Raw genomic sequence first — 18683 nt, forward strand, 5'->3', positions numbered from 1 at the left:
CCTTTGTGTTATGATAAAACCAGTTTGGAAAAGAAGCAAAAGGAGGGCAAGATGATGATTACACATAAGGAAGAACGGGAAATTCAAAAGGCAGAGCACGCTTCCGGCGGTGCGGGATACATTCTCAAAGAAGCACTGATCAAAGGAGAGCAGCTTGGAGATGGCTGCGGCATGTTCAGCGAGGTGACAATCAAGCCCGGATGCGAGCTTGGATACCATGAGCATCATGGCGAAACAGAAACGTATTACCTTTTAAAAGGAAAGGGAATCTACAATGAAAACGGCACAAAACGCGAAATCTGTGCGGGTGATGTGACGTTCTGCCCGGACGGAGAGGGCCACGGACTTGTAAATGACGGAGACGAGGATATCATATTTATCGCTCTCATCCTGAAAAAGAAATAAAAAAATCTACAGGATTTCCGCATGCGGCGGGCTGCTTTTGCAGCAGCGTTTTCCGCTGCAGTGCGTTTTTTTCTGTAGAATCATCTTTCGGGAGAAGAATTCCCGGACTTATCGCGATTTTGCGAAAAATTCCTGGACTGCCTGGAGCAGTGCGGTATTCTGTTCCGGAAGCATCAGGCAGAACCGGAAAAACTGAGTTCCGAGTCCCTCGAAAGAGGAACAGTCCCGGATCATCAGCTTCTGGCGGATCAGGCAGTCAAAAAGACCGGATGCCGTGAGGGAAGGATCCAGAATCTCGACAAGCAGGAAGTTGCTGTCGCTCGGATAGACACGAAGAGCAGGAATTCCAGAAAGTCCTTGTATCATGCGGGTACGCTCGCCTGATATGAGGGCTTTTGTTTTAACGATAAACTCTTCCTCGCAGAACAGATGCTCTCCGGCAAAGGCTGCAACACTGTTGACACTCCACGGATTCTGGTGCGTCTTTACATGATCAAGAAAAACACGGTTTCCGGATGCACCGTACCCGAGACGGAGTCCGGGAGCAGCGAAAAATTTGGAAATTCCCCGGATTACCATCAGATTCGGAAATCTGGAGACAAGAGACATTGCAGAGACTTCTCTGTCAGCAAATTCCGCATAGGTCTCATCGATCATCACGAAGATATCTGATTTCAGGCAGCCTTCCAGAAGATCCGCAATTTCATCGGTTGAAAGCGCGCGGGCAGTCGGATTATTTGGATTGCAGAGAATCAGAAAGTCTGCATTGTGAGCCGTCAGAAAGTCAAGCAGATCATCCGTGTCAGGCTGAAAGAGGTGTTCCTTTTTCGGAAACCATGTTGTAAAAGAGATTCCGGCAAGATTCAGTTCCCTTTCGTACTCCGAGTAGGAAGGACCGACCTGAACGGCACGTTTTCTCCCGGAGGACTGAATCAGCAGAGAAATCAGCTCGGTAGAACCATTGCCGACAAGAACATGGTCCGGGGAAATATGACAGTAGTTACCGATTGCCTGTTTCAGACCTGTATACTCCCGGTCCGGATAATGAGTCATCAGGCGGGAAAAATTCTGACAGACAAGTCCGGCTGTTTTCGCGGGAAAACCGAGAGGATTAACATTTGCGGAAAAACAGATAATTTCCTCCTGCGGCAGATGGTAATATTGCGCGACCTGCTCGAGATCGCTTCCATGAAAAGCGGTTGACTGGCTCATAGTGTATGTCCTCCTAATATTTATGGTTACAAGTTAAGCTCGTACTCCGGAGCAGGCAGATACATCTTATATGCAAGCATGCCGCTGTATCTGTCTGCTCCGAAATACTGTGTGAACAGTAACAACTTTTTTGACAAGTTTTGATAAATTTTGCACAGGCATTGCCATATGACAGGGAATAATGTTATAATTTCAATTATAGTATATCTGATAAAAAATGCAATGCAAGAGGTGGAAGGCTTGAAAAATAAGATTAAACGCTTTTCAAATGGAGATTTTAGTAAGGAGCAGCCGGATGTAAGGTTTTCAGAGACCAACCTGGTGCTTTTGATTGGAGAAGGGGAAACATTTCAGGGGAGTTTTACGATTGAAAACAGAAAAGAAGCACCGGTAAGAGGACTTGTCTATTCCTCCTCTTTCCGGATACATCTGAAAGAGAGTGGATTTGAGGGGAATCCGGTTGTGATTTCATTCACCTACGATGCAGAAGGGCTGGAGCCCGGATACGTGGAAAACGGAACATTTACCGTGGTTTGTAACGGAGGTGAATATGAGCTTTCCTTTACAGCAGTGATTGAGCGCCCTTATCTTATGACATCCCATGGAAAGGTGCAGAACATGAAGGATTTTAAACTCCTGGCGATGAAGGATTTCCTGGAAGCGCGCAGGCTGTTCCGTTCCATGAGTTTTTATGAGATCCTGCGGTATGAAAATCCAAGGGTGGTGGCGCTCTATAATAATATGCGGAAATGGTCTCTTGGAGAGCAGGCAGTGGAGGAGTTCCTTGTGGGAATCAAGCAGAAGGAATGCCTCTTCCTTTCTCTGTCCGAGTACGAAAAGAAGTTTGAAAGCCCGAATGAGGCGGTGCGGGAGAATATAATCATTACCAAAAATACATGGGGTTATATGCCGATCCGTGCCTCTGTGGAGGGTAATTTTATCCAGATCACGCAGAAGGAGTTTACAACCGATGATTTTGTCGGAAATACGCTGGGATTCCATTATGTGATTACTCCGCAGGTTCTTCATGCCGGAAGAAATTTCGGCCGGATTATTTTTACAACTCCGTACGAACAGATTGCGTACGAGATCGAGGTGACACGGGAAGGAGTGCATACTCCGAAGCATGAGCAGACCTTTTATATGACACAGATTATAAAAGGATATTTTTCCTGTATTACCGGAACGAGCGATCTGTTAAGCTGGGCAGAGGATACGGTGCAGCTGGCCGGGCAAATGGAAAATCTTGGACGGGATGCGGCATTTTGTTCTCTTGTAAAAGCACATGCATACCTGGAAAGCGGTCAGACCGAGGAGGCCGCCAGGATTATCGAAGAGTATAATTACGGACGGTTCGACATGATGAAGCGTCCGGAAAATACAACATATTATCTGTATCTGACGGCGCTTCTGAAAAAGAATGCAAACCATACAGAACATGTGACCGATGAGATAAAGAAGGCATATAATAAGCACCCGAAAATGTGGAGCGCTCTTTGCATGCTTGTTGATATTGATCCGGAATACAGAAATATTACAAGAAGGCTTGCCGCGCTGGAGAAGCATTTCTATGCAGAAAAAGCAGGTCATACACTTCTGTACCTGCAGGCGTTTAAATGTTACCGGGAAGATCCGGTCTGTCTGAAGAAACTTGGAAATTTTGAAATTCGGGTTCTGAGTTTTGGATCCAGATACGGCCTGTTTACACGGGAGCTTGCCCTCTATACAGCGAATCTGGCAGGGCAGCAGAAGAAATTTGACAGACAGCTTTTCAGACTTCTGGAACGTCTGTATACAGATTATCCGGACCCGATGGTGCTGACTTCCATCTGTACGCTTCTGATTAAAGGAAATCAGATCCGGTCCGAGTATTTCAAATGGTATGAGCTTGCGGTAGAACAGGAGATGAAAATCGTACAGCTCTATGAATATTATATGATGACCATCGAGGAGGAGCGAGTTAAAGATCCACTTCCAAAAGCGGTATGCCTTTACTTTATGCACGGGAATACGCTTACTTATGAAAAGACAGCGTTTCTTTATGCCAATATCATACAGTTTCAGGATGAGACAGGAGAGATTTACGCCTACTACCGTGACAAGATGGAGGCGTTTGCGTGGGAACAGCTTCTGAAGCGCCATATCAATGAGCCGCTTCGGATTATCTATAAGAAATTCTGCACGGAAGAAAATATGACGGAAGACAGGCTGGAAGCGCTTAACGATATCTGTCATGCTTACGAAGTCAGGACAAAGCTCCCGTTTATGAAGTCTGTCATGGTGATTGAGGAAGACGGGGAAATCCACCAGAGAGTCGGCGTTGTTGATGGCAGCGCGATGATTTTCCTCTACGATAAAGATTCCAGAATTATCTGGGAATCCATGGACGGACGGCATTATACCGATTCGATTCCATATGAAACGACCAGACTTTTTTATGAGATGCGTTTTGTCGAACTGTGCAGAAAATTTGAAAAGAAACCGGATCAGGAAGAAGAATCCGTGCCGGTTCCGGAGCTTTCCTTTGAGAATATCGAGAAACATGGAATGGAGCTGTTTGCGGACGAGGAGATTTTTGATCTTTGTACGAAGAAAATTCAGGAAGACGGATATGAAGAGGAGGAGACTCTTCTGGAAGTATGCTTTGTCCTCTTCCAGAGAGGCCATTTCGACAGGACGACACTGACGTATCTTTCCATGTATTACTGTGGGGCTACCAGGAATATGAAACAGGTGTGGCGCGCGGCGAAAAAGGAGGGGGTACCTTCCGGCAAGATTGCAGAGCGTATCATCACACAGATGGTCTTTTCCGAAAATATTTTCGGAGAAGAGGAAATTTTCTGCGATTACTATGACAGTGGAAACGGGTATTTCCGCCTGATCAGAGCGTATCTTGCGTATATCTCCCGGGAGTATCTGATGCGGGAACGTCAGACAGGAGAGTCGGTATGGAAAGTTGTGGAGAAGGAAGCGTCTGTTGGAGAGCAGCTTCCGGATATCTGCCGGATTGCATATTTAAAATACTATTCAGAGCATGATCTGGAAAGCGCGTCGGAGGAACTGCTTAAACGTTTCTTAAGAGAACTTTGTGAAAAACAGGCTGTCTTTCAGTTCTATCTGAAATATCCAAGGCCATGGCTGCAGGAGGTGATGCTGTATGATAAGAGCATTATTGAATACCGGGCCAAAAAAGGAAGCCAGGTTGTAATTGAATACAAGATCAGAAAAGCGAAAGACCAGGAAGATGAACAGCCGTATCAGAAAGAAATTATGCCGGCTGTTTATGAGGATATTCATGTAAGGACATTTATTCTTTACAGCGATGAGATTCTCGAATACTACTTTAAGGAATTGAAGATGGATGGAAGTACGGCAGTGTCCGAAAAACATGTACTCCGCCTTGACGGTGAAATACCGGCTGTCGGAACTTACGGACGGCTTGATGATATGTCGGAGCTTACAAAAGAAGCCCTGAAACAGGCCATGAATGAGTACAGCCGTGAGAAGGAACTGTCACAGGAATTATTTATGTTATACTAGAATAGGAGAGGGATCATGATGGAAAATGGTGGATATATCATCGGATATGATCTGAATGAAAACGGATGTCAGATCAGTTACTTTGATGAAGAAAAGCATGAGCTCAAGACACTGGAAGTGGCAGCTGACAATTACCAGATTCCGCTGATGGTAGGACATTATAAAGAAGCATGGATGTTCGGGCGCGAAGCGCAGAGAGCAGCGATGATGGACAAGGGGTGGGTGGTTTCCGATCTTTACCGGAAAGCGCAGAGAAATGAGCAGATTGAAAAAGAGGGGACTGTCTATGAGGCAAGATGGCTCCTTGGAAAATTTATTGAATTGACACTGCAGACATTCCGCAAGAAAGAAGTGACCTTTGTTTCGTTTACAGTACCCTGGATTGATCAGGAGATCCGTACATTTTTGAGAGAAGCAGGGGCGCAGGCGGGAGTAGATAAAGCGCGGGTCTATGCAATGGATTATCGTGAAAGCTTCTGTTATTATATGCTTTATCAGCCGAAAGAGCTTTGGCAATATGAGTCTGCTCTCTTTTACTGTGACCGGGAAAAGATTGAGGCGTATATGTTGAAGCAGCTGAATACCGACTACCGGAGAGAAAAAGAGAATTTCGTCAGCGTGGAAAAGGTTGCAGAAGCCCAGATGGAAGAGCTGAAAGCGGTTTATCCTGTGCTCAATGTCGACAAGGCCAGAAATGCGGACGAACGGTTCCGGCACTTTATTCAGGGAGTGTTTGATAAAAAGCATGTTTCTTCTGTTTACCTGACGGGAGAAGGATTTGAAAACAACTGGTATCCGAATTCGCAGAAAGTGCTTTGCAATGGACGCAGGGCTTTTATCGGCAATAATCTCTACAGCAAAGGAGCCTGCTACTGCGGACTGAAAAAACGGTCCAATTCTCTTGATGTGCCGACGTATCTGGATGAAACAAAGCTGATGGAGCAGGTTTGCCTGAAGATGAGGATCGATGGGGTGGATATCTGGTATCCGATTGTCGAGTTCGGAACACACTGGTATGAAGATACCCGTGAATGGGAGGTGCTCCTTGAAAACACCGAGGATATTGAAATTCATATCGAATCCCTTGCAACAGGCCAGTGGAACGTAGAGACTGTTTCCTTTGCGGGAATGCCGAAACGGAAGGAATATTCCATGAAACTGATTGTCCGCACGGAATTTGATGACGAGCGTACCTGCCGGCTGAGCTTCAGAGATGCAGGATTTGGAGACTTTTTCCCGGCTACGGACTTCAAGGTAGAAAAAATAATTCATCTGGGAGGTACCAATGGGCAGTTTAATTCTTTGTCATAACAAAAAAGCATCACAACCGTACAAGATTACACGCATTCACAGAAAGATCTATACAATAGAAGAACTGTGCTACTATCTCTGCAATAATCTCTATCTGATTGATTATACGATCATGAATGAAAAAATCTGCGAGTGGCTGTATTCGGAACTGGATATGCGGGAACTGGCAGGAGAACTTCTGGATCTGATCCAGAAAAAGGGGACCATTGAACAGTTCGTGCTCCGCATTCTGGAGCATGCCAGAATTTACTCGGAACCGGAGATGGAACATATCCGGAATGTACTGGACAGACTGAAGGATCAGAAAGAGATTGAACGCAGAAAATATAAGGCGGACAATCTGCTGGAAAGCGGTGAATATGAATCTGCGATTCTTGTCTATCTGTCCATTCTGCAGGATGAGAGAGATGAATCCGCGGGAGAACGGTTTTACGGCAAGGTGTACGGATGTCTTGGAGCAGCTTACGGAAGGGAACTTCTCTATGAGCAGGCAGCGTCCATGTACAGACAGGCATATGAGATCTGTCGGGATGAGACAATGCTGACGGCCTATATCTATGCCTGCTCCAGATATATGCAGGAGGATGAATACCGGAAACTTCTCGAGGAAAATCCGTCTTATTCCCGGACGGCGGACCGGGTAGAGCAGATGATTGAAGAAAAGGAGAGCGGGATGAAAGAAGAAGCGGCGCCGGAGATCCTGGAGAAATGGAAGCATCAGTACCGCCGCTATCTATAGAAACGTATTATATTGCGTTTCTCTTTGTTCTGTAGTATAGTAGGAATGCAAAAAGGCCGACAGGCCGAAACTAAGAAAAGGAGCATGGAAAAGTGAACGACAGATATCAGAGTCCATTATCAGAACGGTATGCAAGTAAAGAAATGCAGTATATTTTTTCTCCGGATATGAAATTCAGAACGTGGAGAAAACTTTGGATCGCTTTGGCGGAAACGGAAAAGGAACTGGGACTTCCTATTACGGACGAGCAGATCGAAGAGCTTAAGGCACATGCGGATGACATCAATTACGATGTTGCAAGAGAAAGGGAAAAGCTTGTGCGTCATGACGTTATGTCCCATGTCTACGCTTATGGTCAGCAGTGTCCGAAGGCAAAGGGAATCATCCATCTCGGAGCGACTTCCTGTTATGTTGGAGATAATACAGATATTATCGTGATGGCAGAGGCATTGAAACTGGTCAGAAAGAAACTGGTCAATGTAATCAATGAGCTTGCCGGCTTCGCGGATCAGTATAAAGCGCAGCCGACTCTTGCGTTTACTCATTTTCAGCCGGCGCAGCCGACGACGGTAGGCAAGAGGGCAACGCTCTGGCTCCAGGAATTTTTGATGGACCTGGAAGATCTGGAGTATGTAAGCGGAACATTAAAGCTTTTAGGTTCCAAGGGAACGACCGGAACACAGGCAAGCTTTCTGGAACTTTTTGACGGAGACCAGGAGACGATCGACAAAATTGATCCGATGATCGCGAAGAAAATGGGCTTCTCGGCCTGCTATCCGGTTTCCGGACAGACTTATTCCAGAAAAGTGGATACAAGAGTGCTGAACATTCTTGCAGGTATTTCTGCCAGTGCACATAAAATGTCAAACGATATCCGGCTTCTTCAGCATCTGAAGGAAGTGGAAGAGCCGTTTGAGAAAAATCAGATCGGCTCCTCGGCTATGGCATATAAGAGAAACCCGATGAGAAGTGAAAGAATCGCATCACTTTCCAGATACGTGATGATCGACGCGCTGAACCCGGCCATTACTTCGGCTACCCAGTGGTTTGAGAGAACACTGGATGATTCGGCAAATAAGCGTCTTTCCATTCCGGAAGGATTCCTTGCCATTGACGGTATTCTGGATCTCTGCCTGAATGTGGTAGACGGACTGGTCGTTTATCCGAAAGTCATCGAGAAGCGTCTGATGTCAGAACTTCCGTTCATGGCAACAGAAAACATCATGATGGATGCGGTAAAGGCAGGCGGGGACCGTCAGGAACTGCACGAGAGAATCCGCGAACTTTCCATGGAAGCAGGAAAGAATGTGAAAGAGAAAGGTCTTGACAATAACCTTCTGGAACTGATTGCGGCAGATCCTGCATTCAACCTGACGCTGGAAGAGCTTCAAAAGACAATGGATCCGGCCCGCTATACAGGACGCGCGAAAGAGCAGGTGGAGGCGTTCCTTGCGAATGTGGTACGTCCGGTACTGGATCAGCATAAAGATGAGCTTGGAATAAAAGCGGAAATAAATGTATAGAACAAAATGACAAAAATTTGGCAATGTGCATAAAAAGTAAAGAAACTATAATTAAGATGCATATTTTAAGGAGGCTGGAACCCCCTGAAACAGTGGGATTCCGCCTTCTTTTTTTGCGTTGAAGCAGAAAGATAAAATAAAAACTGGATAAAATAAACAAAAAATATATAAAATTCATTAAATTATTGTAAACTAAGCTTAAAAATGGTATGATAGATACATCAGGAAAAAATATTCAAAACATCTATAGGGCAAAGGAGGGGTTGTTATGGAAACATTGAACAACATCGTACTAACTATTCAAGACTATCTGTCGAACTATATCCTGATCGTAGCACTTGTAGGAGGAGGTATCTGGTTTTCCATCCGTACCGGTTTCATTCAGGTCCGTGGCTTCACGGAAGGCCTGAGACGTACATTCGGCGGATTGTTTTCCAAAAAAGGAGAAGCGGGAAAAGACGGAATGAGTTCTTTCCAGGCGCTGGCGACAGCGATTGCGGCTCAGGTAGGAACTGGTAATATTGCAGGAGCTGCGACAGCGATTGCGATCGGCGGTCCAGGTGCTGTATTCTGGATGTGGGTGGCAGCATTCCTTGGCATGGCGACGATCTACTGCGAGGCAATTATGGCACAGAAGTACAAGAAAGTCGGCAGCGACGGAATTGTAACAGGTGGACCTGTTTACTACATTCGCGCAGCATTCAAAGGTACATTCGGCAGAGTGCTTGCAGCGATTTTTGCGGTACTTCTGATTTTCGCACTTGGTTTCATGGGTAATGCAGTTCAGTCTAACTCTATCGCATCTTCTTTCCATACGGCATTTGGTATTCCGCAGTGGATCACAGGTGTAGTTGTAGCGGTTATTGCATTGTTCATTTTTACAGGCGGAATGAAACGTATTGCAAAAGTTACCGAGCTTATGGTTCCTTTTATGGCGGCACTTTACATTGTCGGTTCTCTGATTATTATTATCTATAACTGGAGAAATATTCCTCTGGCATTTGAGCAGATTATTGTAGGCGCATTTGCACCTGATGCTATCACAGGCGGTGCGATCGGTGCTACAGTTTCCAAGGCGATTACAAAAGGTGTTGCACGAGGACTGTTCTCCAACGAAGCCGGTATGGGTTCCACACCTCATGCACATGCGGTTGCAAAGGTAGATCATCCGGTAGAGCAGGGATTTGTGGCAATGACAGGTGTATTCATTGATACGTTTATCGTTCTTACAATGACAGCTCTCGTTATTGTAACAACTCAGGCGCTTCCGAAGTCCTATGAAGTGGTTGAAGGCGGATATTCCGCAGCAGCACTCAGCCAGTTTGCGTATTCGACTCTTTATGGAAAAGGCGGAGAGATCTTTATTGCGATCTGTATGTTCTTCTTCGCTTCATCTACCATTATCGGATGGTACTTCTTCGGAGAAGCGAATATCAAGTATCTCTTTGGACCAAAAGCAGTTCCGGTTTATTCGGTTCTCGTTTGTGTATGTGTAGTACTTGGTTCTCTTGCACAGGTTGACCTTGTATGGAATATGGCAGACTGCTTCAACAGTATGATGGTTGTTCCTAACATTATCGCCCTCTTTGCATTGAGCGGTATGATCAAGAAGACCCACGACGATTACTTTAAAAACTTCCTGCCGAAGCATCCTGAGCTTCAGAGAAAGAAGAAAAAATAACAAAGAGCGTATCAACATGACCAAGAGAAACGGTTTATAGAAAAAAACTATGTGCAAATCGAATAAAAAGCTGGAAATCTATAAATCGATGTGGTATACTCTAAACAGAATTGTGAAAGACATATTCTGCGCATATGACAATTGAATAGTGGGATGATTTTTCCTGCGAGAGAGTTCGCAAATGAACCGCCGAAGATGCAAACCTTACAGACCAAAGGTGAAACTTTCAGGCAAAAGGATCAGGGAAAGGACCACATTCTGAATCGTGTATGACAAATATATCAGGATGACATACATAAGACAGAAGGGCGGCCTTGTATTCTGCTTCGGCGGAAGTCAGCCGTCCTTTTTTAATAGGTGGAGCCATGAAGAAGGATTATAGAATTATAACAAACAACCCGCTCGTTCGTGAAAAGCTCGGGCAGGATCATGATGTGGAGTTTTATGACTGCTCATATGAAGATGTTTTGAAAAAAGTAAAAGAAGAAGTATGTAAAGGGTACAAGCTCTTAACGCATCCGCTTTCCGGAAGTGTTAAGCCGAATGAAACACCTTACAAATCAGTAATGGTTTCCCGAAAGAGCGGCGAGACAGACCTGATGGGAATTGAAATTATCGAACGGGCCATTGCCTCCGTCAGCAAGTTTCAGTTCAAATCGGATAAATATGCACCGCAGGTTTATGAAGATTTCAGGCTGATTGATTACACATTAATATCCAGTGCACTTCCGTCGGCAGATGCCTGGTAAAAGAAAAAGGCTATAAAGTACTGGGGTACTTTGGGGCATAGATTTCATTATTTAGAAGGAGGGAATTACAGTGAGATTAGAAGTTGGACACATTTTTATCAAGGACATCCAGTTTGGCACTGAGTCTAGAATTGAAGACGGTGTTCTTTATGTATCCGAAGAAGCTGTAAAAGAAGTTGTCCTTGAGGACGAGCACATCAAAAGCGTAAAATTTGACATCGCAAGACCGGGAGAAAGCGTAAGAATCACACCGGTAAAAGACGTTATCGAACCTCGTGTAAAGGTTGAAGGACGCGGAGGAGTTTTCCCGGGAGTTATTTCCAAAGTTGATACAGTCGGCGAAGGAAAAACATACGCATTAAAGGGAATGGCTGTCGTAACAGCAGGTAAGATTGTCGGATTCCAGGAAGGTATCATCGATATGACAGGCCCGGGAGCTGACTACACACCATTCTCCAAACTGAATAACTTTGTTGTTGTATGTGAGCCGGTTGACGGAATCAAACAGCATGAATATGAAGCAGCGGTACGTTTCGCAGGTTTCCGTGTTGCTGTATATCTCGGTGAACTTGCAAGAGAACTCACACCGGATGAAACAAAAGTATATGAAACATATGGAATCAAAGAAGGAATGGAAAAACTTCCGGGACTTCCGAGAGTAGCATATGTACAGATGCTTCAGAGCCAGGGACTTCTGCATGATACATATGTATACGGCGTTGACGCAAAGAAAACACTTTCTACAATCATCAACCCGACAGAAGTAATGGACGGTGCAATCGTTTCCGGTAACTGTGTATCTGCATGTGACAAGAACCCTACATACGTACACGAAAACAACCCGGTTGTACATGACCTCTTTGAAGAACACGGCAAGACAATCAACTTCGTATGCCAGATCCTGACAAACGAAAACGTATACCTTGCTGACAAACAGCGTTCTTCTGACTGGACAGCAAAACTTTGCCGTCTTCTTGATCTGGATGCAGTTATCGTATCTCAGGAAGGATTCGGTAACCCGGATACAGACCTTATCATGAACTGTAAGAAAATTGAAGCAGAAGGCGTTAAGACTGTCATCATCACAGACGAATATGCTGGACGCGATGGAAAATCCCAGTCACTTGCTGACGCTGACGTTGCAGCAGATGCAGTTGTAACAGGCGGTAACGCAAACCAGGTAGTCGTACTTCCGAAACTTGACAAAGTAATCGGAACTCTGGATTATGTCAACACTATTGCCGGCGGTAACGAACACAGCTTACGTGAAGACGGAACAATCGAAGTTGAAATCCAGGCAATTACAGGTGCAACAAACGAAACAGGATTTGGTTACTTAAGCGCCAGATAGTGAAGGAGGAAGAAAAAGATGTTAAAAGTAGTTCATTATATCAATCAGTTCTTCGCTAATATTGGTGGAGAAGAAAAAGCTGATTACCCGGTAGAAGTTCGCGAGGGCGAAGTTGTCGGACCAGGTATGGCATTTAAACAGGCATTCGGAGAAGAAGCAGAAATCGTTGCTACTATCATCTGCGGTGACTCTTACTTCAACGAAAACCTTGACAAAGCAAAAGCAGAAATTATTGAAATCGTTAAAAAATACAACCCGGATGTATTCGTAGCAGGTCCTGCATTCAATGCCGGACGTTACGGTGTTGCCTGCGGTACAATCTGTGACGCTGTACAGGAAGAACTTGGTATTCCGGCAGTGACAGGTATGTACACAGAAAACCCTGGTGCTGATATGTTCAAAAACAAAGTTTACACAGTAGCTACAAAGAACTCTGCTGCAGGAATGAGAAAAGCAGTCGGAAGCATGGCTCCGCTTGCTCTTAAACTTGCAAAACATGAGAAGATCGGTGCTTCCTGTCAGGAAGGTTATATGCCGAACGGTGTTCGTGTAAACTTTTTTGAAGAAAAACGCGGATCCAAACGTGCCGTTGAAATGCTTCTTAAGAAGATCGCCGGCAAACCGTTTGAAACAGAGTATCCGATGCCGACATTCGACAGAGTTGCTCCGAATCCGGCTGTAAAAGATCTTTCCAAAGCAACAATTGCACTGGTTACATCCGGTGGTATTGTACCGAAGGGAAATCCGGATCATATTGAAAGCTCCAATGCTTCCAAATACGGTGAATACAGCATTGCAGGCGTAGATGATCTGACAGAAGAAACATTCGAGACAGCACATGGCGGATACGACCCGGTATACGCAAACGAAGATCCGGACCGTGTACTTCCGGTGGATGTTCTCCGTGAAATGGAAAAAGAAGGTAAGATTGGAAAACTGTATGATAAATTCTATACAACAGTTGGTAACGGAACAGCCGTTGCTTCTGCAAAAGCATTCGCTGAAGAGTTCGCTCCGAAGATGAAAGCTGACGGAGTTGACGCAGTTATCCTCACCTCTACATGAGGTACCTGTACGCGTTGCGGTGCAACGCTTGTTAAAGGCATCGAAGCTGCCGGACTTCCGGTTGTTCATGTCTGCACAGTTACACCAATCTCCATGACAGTTGGTGCAAACAGAATCGTTCCGGCTATTGCCATTCCTCATCCGCTTGGCAACCCGGCACTTGATAAAGACGAAGAATACAAACTTCGTAAAGAAATCGTAGAAAAAGCATTAAATGCCCTTACTACAGAAGTTGAAGATCAGACGATTTTCGATAAATAAGAGTCTGAAAACGCCCTCTTGATTGGCGTCATGTGGAATTCAGCGTCCGGACAGGCCTGCAGCCTTCCGGACGTAAGGATAAAGACATTATAGGAAAGAAGGAGTAAACGTTATGAGCAAAATTTATGACGTAATCATCCTGGGAGCAGGACCGGCCGGATTAGCAGCAGGCCTTTATGCCGGAAGAAGCCGCTTATCCACTCTGATCATTGAAAAAGGAAAAGACGGCGGACAGATTGCTATCACGGATGAAATTGAAAACTATCCGGGACAGATCGTGGAGGGAGAAAGCGGCCCTTCTCTGATCGCAAGAATGACAGAACAGACTGAGAAGTTTGGCGCAGAGCGTGTGACAGACGTAATCAATGCTGTTGAACTGGATGGCGATGTGAAAAAGCTGAAGAGTGCCAAGGCAGAATATCTTGGAAAAACAGTGATCATTGCAACCGGCGCTTTTGCACGTCCGATTGGATGCAAAAACGAAAAAGAATTTATGGGAAAAGGTATTTCTTACTGCGCAACATGTGATGCCAACTTCTTTGAAGATTTTGAAGTTTTCGTAGTAGGCGGCGGAGATTCTGCTGTTGAAGAAGCGATGTATCTTACAAAATTCGCAAGAAAAGTTACAATCATCCACAGACGTGATGAACTTCGTGCAGCGAAGTCCATTCAGGAAAAGGCGTTTAAGAATGACAAACTCCATTTCTTATGGGATACCGTTGTAGAAGAAGTAAACGGTGACGGTATTCTTTCTTCCATGACAGTTAAGAACGTTAAGACTGGCGAACTTACTACAATCGAAGCAGACGAAGATGACGGAATGTTCGGTGTATTCGGATTTATCGGAACAATCCCGAATTCCAAAATTTTCGAAGGCGTGATCGACATGGATGAAAGAGGATATATCAAATCCGATGAAAACATGCATACAAACATTCCTGGCGTATTTGTGGCAGGAGATGTTCGTATCAAGAGCCTTCGTCAGGTAGTAACAGCTGCTGCAGATGGAGCAATTGCTGCTACACAGGCTGAAAAATATATCAACGAAAACGAATAAGAAGTATTAAGGAGGAGTTTAACAATGTTAGAAGTAGATAAGAAAACATTTGAACCAGAAGTTCTGCAGGCAGAAGGATACGTTCTCGTAGATTTCTTCGGAGATGGATGCGTACCTTGCCAGGCTTTAATGCCGCATGTTCATGCATATGCTGACAAATATGGCGACAAAATCAAATTTACATCTTTAAATACAACAAAAGCACGCCGTCTTGCAATCGGCCAGAAGATCCTTGGACTTCCGGTTATTGCTATCTATAAAGATGGTGAAAAAGTGGAAGAGCTAGTAAAAGATGACGCTACTCCGGAAGCAGTAGAAGAGATGGTTAAAAAATACTACGCTATGGCGTAAATTTCTTTTGCGTAATTGCCCTTTCGGGCTTTACGAGGGCATAAAGCGGTGCCCTGAATAAATATTTATCAACCAATTATTAAAATGAAGGGAAGGAGGAAAAACATCATGGCAATTTTAGAAGGTAAAAAAGTCATTATTATTGGTGACCGTGATGGTGTTCCGGGACCGGCTATCGCAGAATGCGTAAAGACAGCCGGTGGAGAAATTGTTTTTTCTTCAACAGAATGTTTCGTCTGAACGAGCGCAGGCGCAATGGATCTTGAGAATCAGAAGAGGGTTAAAGAATTCGCAGATGAATTCGGACCAGAAAACCTGGTAGTAGTACTTGGTGCAGCTGAAGGTGAAGCTGCTGGTCTTGCAGCTGAAACAGTTACTGCTGGTGACCCGACATTCGCAGGTCCATTGACAGGGGTCCAGCTTGGACTCACGACATATCACGTTTGTGAACCAGAACTGAAAAAAGAGTTTGATGAAGCGGTATACGATGAGCAGGTCGGCATGATGGAAATGGTTCTTGATGTTGACGACATCGTAGACGAAATGTCTGCAATCCGTGACGAATACTGTAAGTATTTATAGGAAAATCTGAAATACCGGATTTCGGATTCAGGAGCGGTGGGGTAAATACTTACCTCACCGCTTTTTCTACAACATAATTCCTTTTTATAACGTAAAGAAAGGTGGACACTAACAATGAACAGTGTAATTAAAGGAGCCAGCTATGTATTGGCACATACTCCTGAAATGGTAGTATATAACGGAACAACACAGACAACAGAAAGAGTTGTCAATCCGGAATCAGAATATTTAAAAGAATTAAGAGGTCATTTACGCTCTTATGAAGAATGTGTAAACTACTGGCCAAACCAGGTTTACATTGGAAACGCTACACCGGAAGAACTTTCCCAGGTTGAATTCCCTTACTATGACAAAACAAAAGAAGGAGCAGAAAGATACGGAAAATTCGGTGAAATCATGCCGGAAGAAGAGTTCCTTCTTTTAGTACAGGCTTGCGATATGTTCGAAGTTGTAAAACTTGACAAGAACTTCGTAAGCGCTCATAAAGATGCTCTGGCTGCTGACCCGATCATCACAGAGGATATCATCTCCAAGATTGAAGAAGGTTATGAGCTGGACGAAATCAAACACTATATCGAAAATGAGCATGCAGAAGGACTGTACCACAACAATGAACTTGTTGGATGTGTAAGAACAGCTCACGATATCGATGTGAACCTTTCTGCTCATGTAATGCATGAAAACCTGATGAGCAAAGCCTCCAGCGTACTTGCTCTGTTATATGCAATCCGCAATGCTGGAATCAACAAAGAAGACGTTGAGTACGTTATCGACTGTGCTGAGGAAGCATGTGGTGATATGAACCAGAGAGGCGGCGGTAACTTCGCGAAAGCTGCTGCAGAAGTAGCAGGACTTGTATCCGCAACAGGATCTGACTCCCGTGGATTCTGTGCAGGACCATCCCACGCTCTGATTGAGGCAGCTGCTCTCGTAAAATCCGGAGCATATAAAACTGTTGTTGTTACAGCAGGTGGATGTACTGCAAAACTTGGTATGAACGGTAAAGACCACGTGAAAAAAGGCCTTCCGATCCTGGAAGACTGCCTTGGAGGATTTGCGGTTGTCGTTACAGAAAACGATGGTGTAAACCCGGAAATCAATCTGGATGTTCTTGGACGTCATACAGTAGGAACCGGTTCCGCACCTCAGGCTGTTATCGGAAGTCTTGTAACAGATCCGCTTGACAGAGTAGGCTGGAAAGTAACAGATATTGACAAATTCTCACCGGAAATGCAGAATCCGGATATCACAAAACCGGCTGGAGCAGGTGATGTTCCGCTTGCAAACTACAAGATGATCGGTGCGCTTGCTGTAAAACGCGGCGATATCGACAGAAAAGCTCTTCCGGACTTCATCGCACAGCATGGTCTGACAGGATGGGCTCCGACACAGGGACATATTCCGTCAGGTGTTCCGTACATCGGATTTGCACGTGAAGATATTCTGGAAGGAAAGATCAAGAAAGCAATGATCATCGGAAAAGGAAGTCTCTTCCTTGGACGTATGACAAACCTGTTCGATGGTGTATCTTTTGTAATCCAGGCAAATGAAGGAAACAGCGCAGAATCTGCTGTATCTGAAGAAGAAGTAAAAGGCCTGATCGCAAAAGCTATGAAAGAATTCGCTGAAACTCTGATGGCAGAATAGTGAGGTGTAGAAAATGGCAAGTAGTATTGAAAAAGTAATTGCCTCTACCTTTATGGAAATGGCACAGGGACTGGAGAGCGGCCAGTACGGCAAACGCCCGAAAATTGCTCTGACAGGAATGGGCAGCGAACACGGTGAAGAAAATTCCATGCAGGCAGCGGTGATGGCAGCAAAGCAGGGCGTAGATGTATATTACATCGGAACTCTGGAAGCAGAAGGCGTAACAACAATCAAAGTGGCTGACGATGAAGAAGGTCATAAAAAGATGGAAGATATGCTGAAAAACAAGGAGATCGACGGTGCTGTAACAATGCATTTCCCGTTCCCGATCGGCGTATCTACTGTCGGACGTGTTGTAACACCTGCTAAAGGAAAAGAAATGTTTATCGCCAATACGACAGGAACTTCCAGTACCGACCGTATTGAAGGTATGATTAAAAACGCTGTTTACGGTATAATCGCTGCAAAGGCCTGCGGAATCGCAAAGCCGACAGTCGGCATTCTGAATGTTGACGGCGCACGCCAGACAGAAAAAGCACTGAAGGAACTTCAGAGCAAAGGATATGATATCGCTTTTGCTGAATCCGGACGTGCAGACGGCGGATGTGTAATGAGAGGAAATGACGTCCTTCAGGCATCCCCGGATATCCTTGTTACAGATTCCCTGACAGGAAACATTCTTGTAAAGATGCTTTCCTCTTTCAACACAGGCGGAAGCTTCGAGGCAACAGGATATGGATACGGACCGGGAATCGGAGAAGGATACGATGAACTCGTTATGATCGTTTCACGTGCTTCCGGTGCTCCGGTAATCGCAAATGCAATCTGCTACGCTGCAGAACTTGTACGCAACAAGGTATTTGATGTTGCAAAAGCTGAGTTCAATGCTGTAAAGAAATGCGGATATACAGAAGTACTTGCTGCATATAAGACAGTTGCAAAACCGGCTGCAGCAGAAGAGGAAGTAAAAGAGCCACCGAAGGAAATCGTGACAGCTCAGATTGCCGGAATTGAGGTTATGGATCTTGAAGATGCAGTGCGCGCACTGTGGAAGATCGAAGTTTACGCTGAAAGCGGAATGGGATGTACAGGCCCGATCATCCGTGTATCTGAGGCAAATCTTGCAAAAGCTGAAGAAGAGCTGAAAAAAGCAGGATACATTAACTAGCCGATATACTATAATAAATCCTATACAAAACCAGCCCGGAA

15 protein-coding genes and 1 riboswitch are annotated in these 18683 nt (G+C 44.9%); of the genes, 14 read left to right on the top strand and 1 reads right to left on the bottom strand.

Annotation, left to right across the window (positions count from 1 at the left end):
* The first annotated feature begins 51 nt into the window (after positions 1 to 51).
* Positions 52 to 405, top strand: coding sequence for a cupin domain-containing protein (locus tag B5E64_RS06890; RefSeq protein WP_243272985.1), 354 nt, complete (start codon positions 52 to 54; stop codon positions 403 to 405).
* A gap of 108 nt (positions 406 to 513) precedes the next feature.
* Here the strand turns inward: B5E64_RS06890 and B5E64_RS06895 are convergent, their stop codons facing one another.
* Complete coding sequence (locus B5E64_RS06895) at positions 514 to 1617, bottom strand: threonine-phosphate decarboxylase (protein ID WP_087167791.1); 1104 nt, start codon at positions 1615 to 1617, stop codon at positions 514 to 516.
* Between the two features lie 240 nt (positions 1618 to 1857).
* On the opposite strand from B5E64_RS06895, the gene B5E64_RS06900 reads away from it, so the two are divergent.
* From B5E64_RS06900 to grdD, 13 genes are all read left to right on the top strand, one after another.
* Positions 1858 to 5157, top strand: coding sequence for a DUF5717 family protein (locus tag B5E64_RS06900; RefSeq protein WP_171027904.1), 3300 nt, complete (start codon positions 1858 to 1860; stop codon positions 5155 to 5157).
* Between the two features lie 15 nt (positions 5158 to 5172).
* Positions 5173 to 6468 carry a DUF5716 family protein gene (locus tag B5E64_RS06905; RefSeq protein WP_087167792.1) on the top strand — a complete coding sequence of 432 codons (1296 nt, stop codon included), beginning with the start codon at positions 5173 to 5175 and terminating at the stop codon, positions 6466 to 6468.
* Complete coding sequence (locus B5E64_RS06910) at positions 6443 to 7207, top strand: hypothetical protein (protein ID WP_087167793.1); 765 nt, start codon at positions 6443 to 6445, stop codon at positions 7205 to 7207. The genes B5E64_RS06905 and B5E64_RS06910 overlap by 26 nt, the downstream gene beginning before the upstream one ends.
* Positions 7208 to 7299: 92 nt before the next feature.
* Positions 7300 to 8730 (top strand): adenylosuccinate lyase, encoded by a 1431-nt coding sequence (purB, locus tag B5E64_RS06915; RefSeq protein WP_087167794.1) that lies wholly within the window; start codon positions 7300 to 7302, stop codon positions 8728 to 8730.
* Positions 8731 to 8998: 268 nt separating this feature from the next.
* Positions 8999 to 10411 carry a sodium:alanine symporter family protein gene (locus tag B5E64_RS06920; protein ID WP_087167795.1) on the top strand — a complete coding sequence of 471 codons (1413 nt, stop codon included), beginning with the start codon at positions 8999 to 9001 and terminating at the stop codon, positions 10409 to 10411.
* A 153-nt stretch (positions 10412 to 10564) separates the two neighbouring features.
* Positions 10565 to 10664: riboswitch (glycine riboswitch) on the top strand.
* A 112-nt stretch (positions 10665 to 10776) separates the two neighbouring features.
* Complete coding sequence (locus B5E64_RS06925) at positions 10777 to 11160, top strand: GrdX family protein (protein ID WP_087167796.1); 384 nt, start codon at positions 10777 to 10779, stop codon at positions 11158 to 11160.
* 70 nt (positions 11161 to 11230) lie between these two features.
* A complete protein-coding gene (locus B5E64_RS06930; RefSeq protein ID WP_087167797.1) occupies positions 11231 to 12511 on the top strand; it encodes a glycine/sarcosine/betaine reductase component B subunit in 1281 nt (426 codons plus the stop codon).
* 18 nt (positions 12512 to 12529) lie between these two features.
* Positions 12530 to 13837, top strand: coding sequence for a glycine reductase complex selenoprotein B (gene grdB / locus B5E64_RS06935; RefSeq protein ID WP_087167798.1), 1308 nt, complete (start codon positions 12530 to 12532; stop codon positions 13835 to 13837).
* 112 nt (positions 13838 to 13949) lie between these two features.
* Entirely contained in the window at positions 13950 to 14894 is a 945-nt protein-coding gene (gene trxB / locus B5E64_RS06940) for a thioredoxin-disulfide reductase (RefSeq protein ID WP_087167799.1), read from the top strand.
* 24 nt (positions 14895 to 14918) lie between these two features.
* On the top strand, positions 14919 to 15245 hold the full coding sequence (locus B5E64_RS06945) for a thioredoxin family protein (RefSeq protein WP_087167800.1): 327 nt from the start codon (positions 14919 to 14921) through the stop codon (positions 15243 to 15245).
* 108 nt (positions 15246 to 15353) lie between these two features.
* The gene (grdA, locus tag B5E64_RS06950) at positions 15354 to 15827 is read left to right on the top strand and encodes a glycine/sarcosine/betaine reductase complex selenoprotein A (RefSeq protein WP_087167801.1); all 474 of its coding nucleotides are present in this window, start codon (positions 15354 to 15356) and stop codon (positions 15825 to 15827) included.
* Between the two features lie 114 nt (positions 15828 to 15941).
* Positions 15942 to 17474: a glycine/sarcosine/betaine reductase complex component C subunit beta gene (grdC, locus tag B5E64_RS06955; protein ID WP_087167802.1), complete on the top strand. Its 1533-nt coding sequence runs from the start codon at positions 15942 to 15944 to the stop codon at positions 17472 to 17474.
* Between the two features lie 13 nt (positions 17475 to 17487).
* On the top strand, positions 17488 to 18642 hold the full coding sequence (gene grdD, locus B5E64_RS06960) for a glycine/sarcosine/betaine reductase complex component C subunit alpha (protein WP_087167803.1): 1155 nt from the start codon (positions 17488 to 17490) through the stop codon (positions 18640 to 18642).
* The last annotated feature ends 41 nt before the right edge of the window (positions 18643 to 18683 follow it).

The sequence above is a fragment of the Drancourtella sp. An12 genome, from assembly GCF_002160935.1.
Lineage (GTDB): Bacteria > Bacillota > Clostridia > Lachnospirales > Lachnospiraceae > Sellimonas > Sellimonas catena.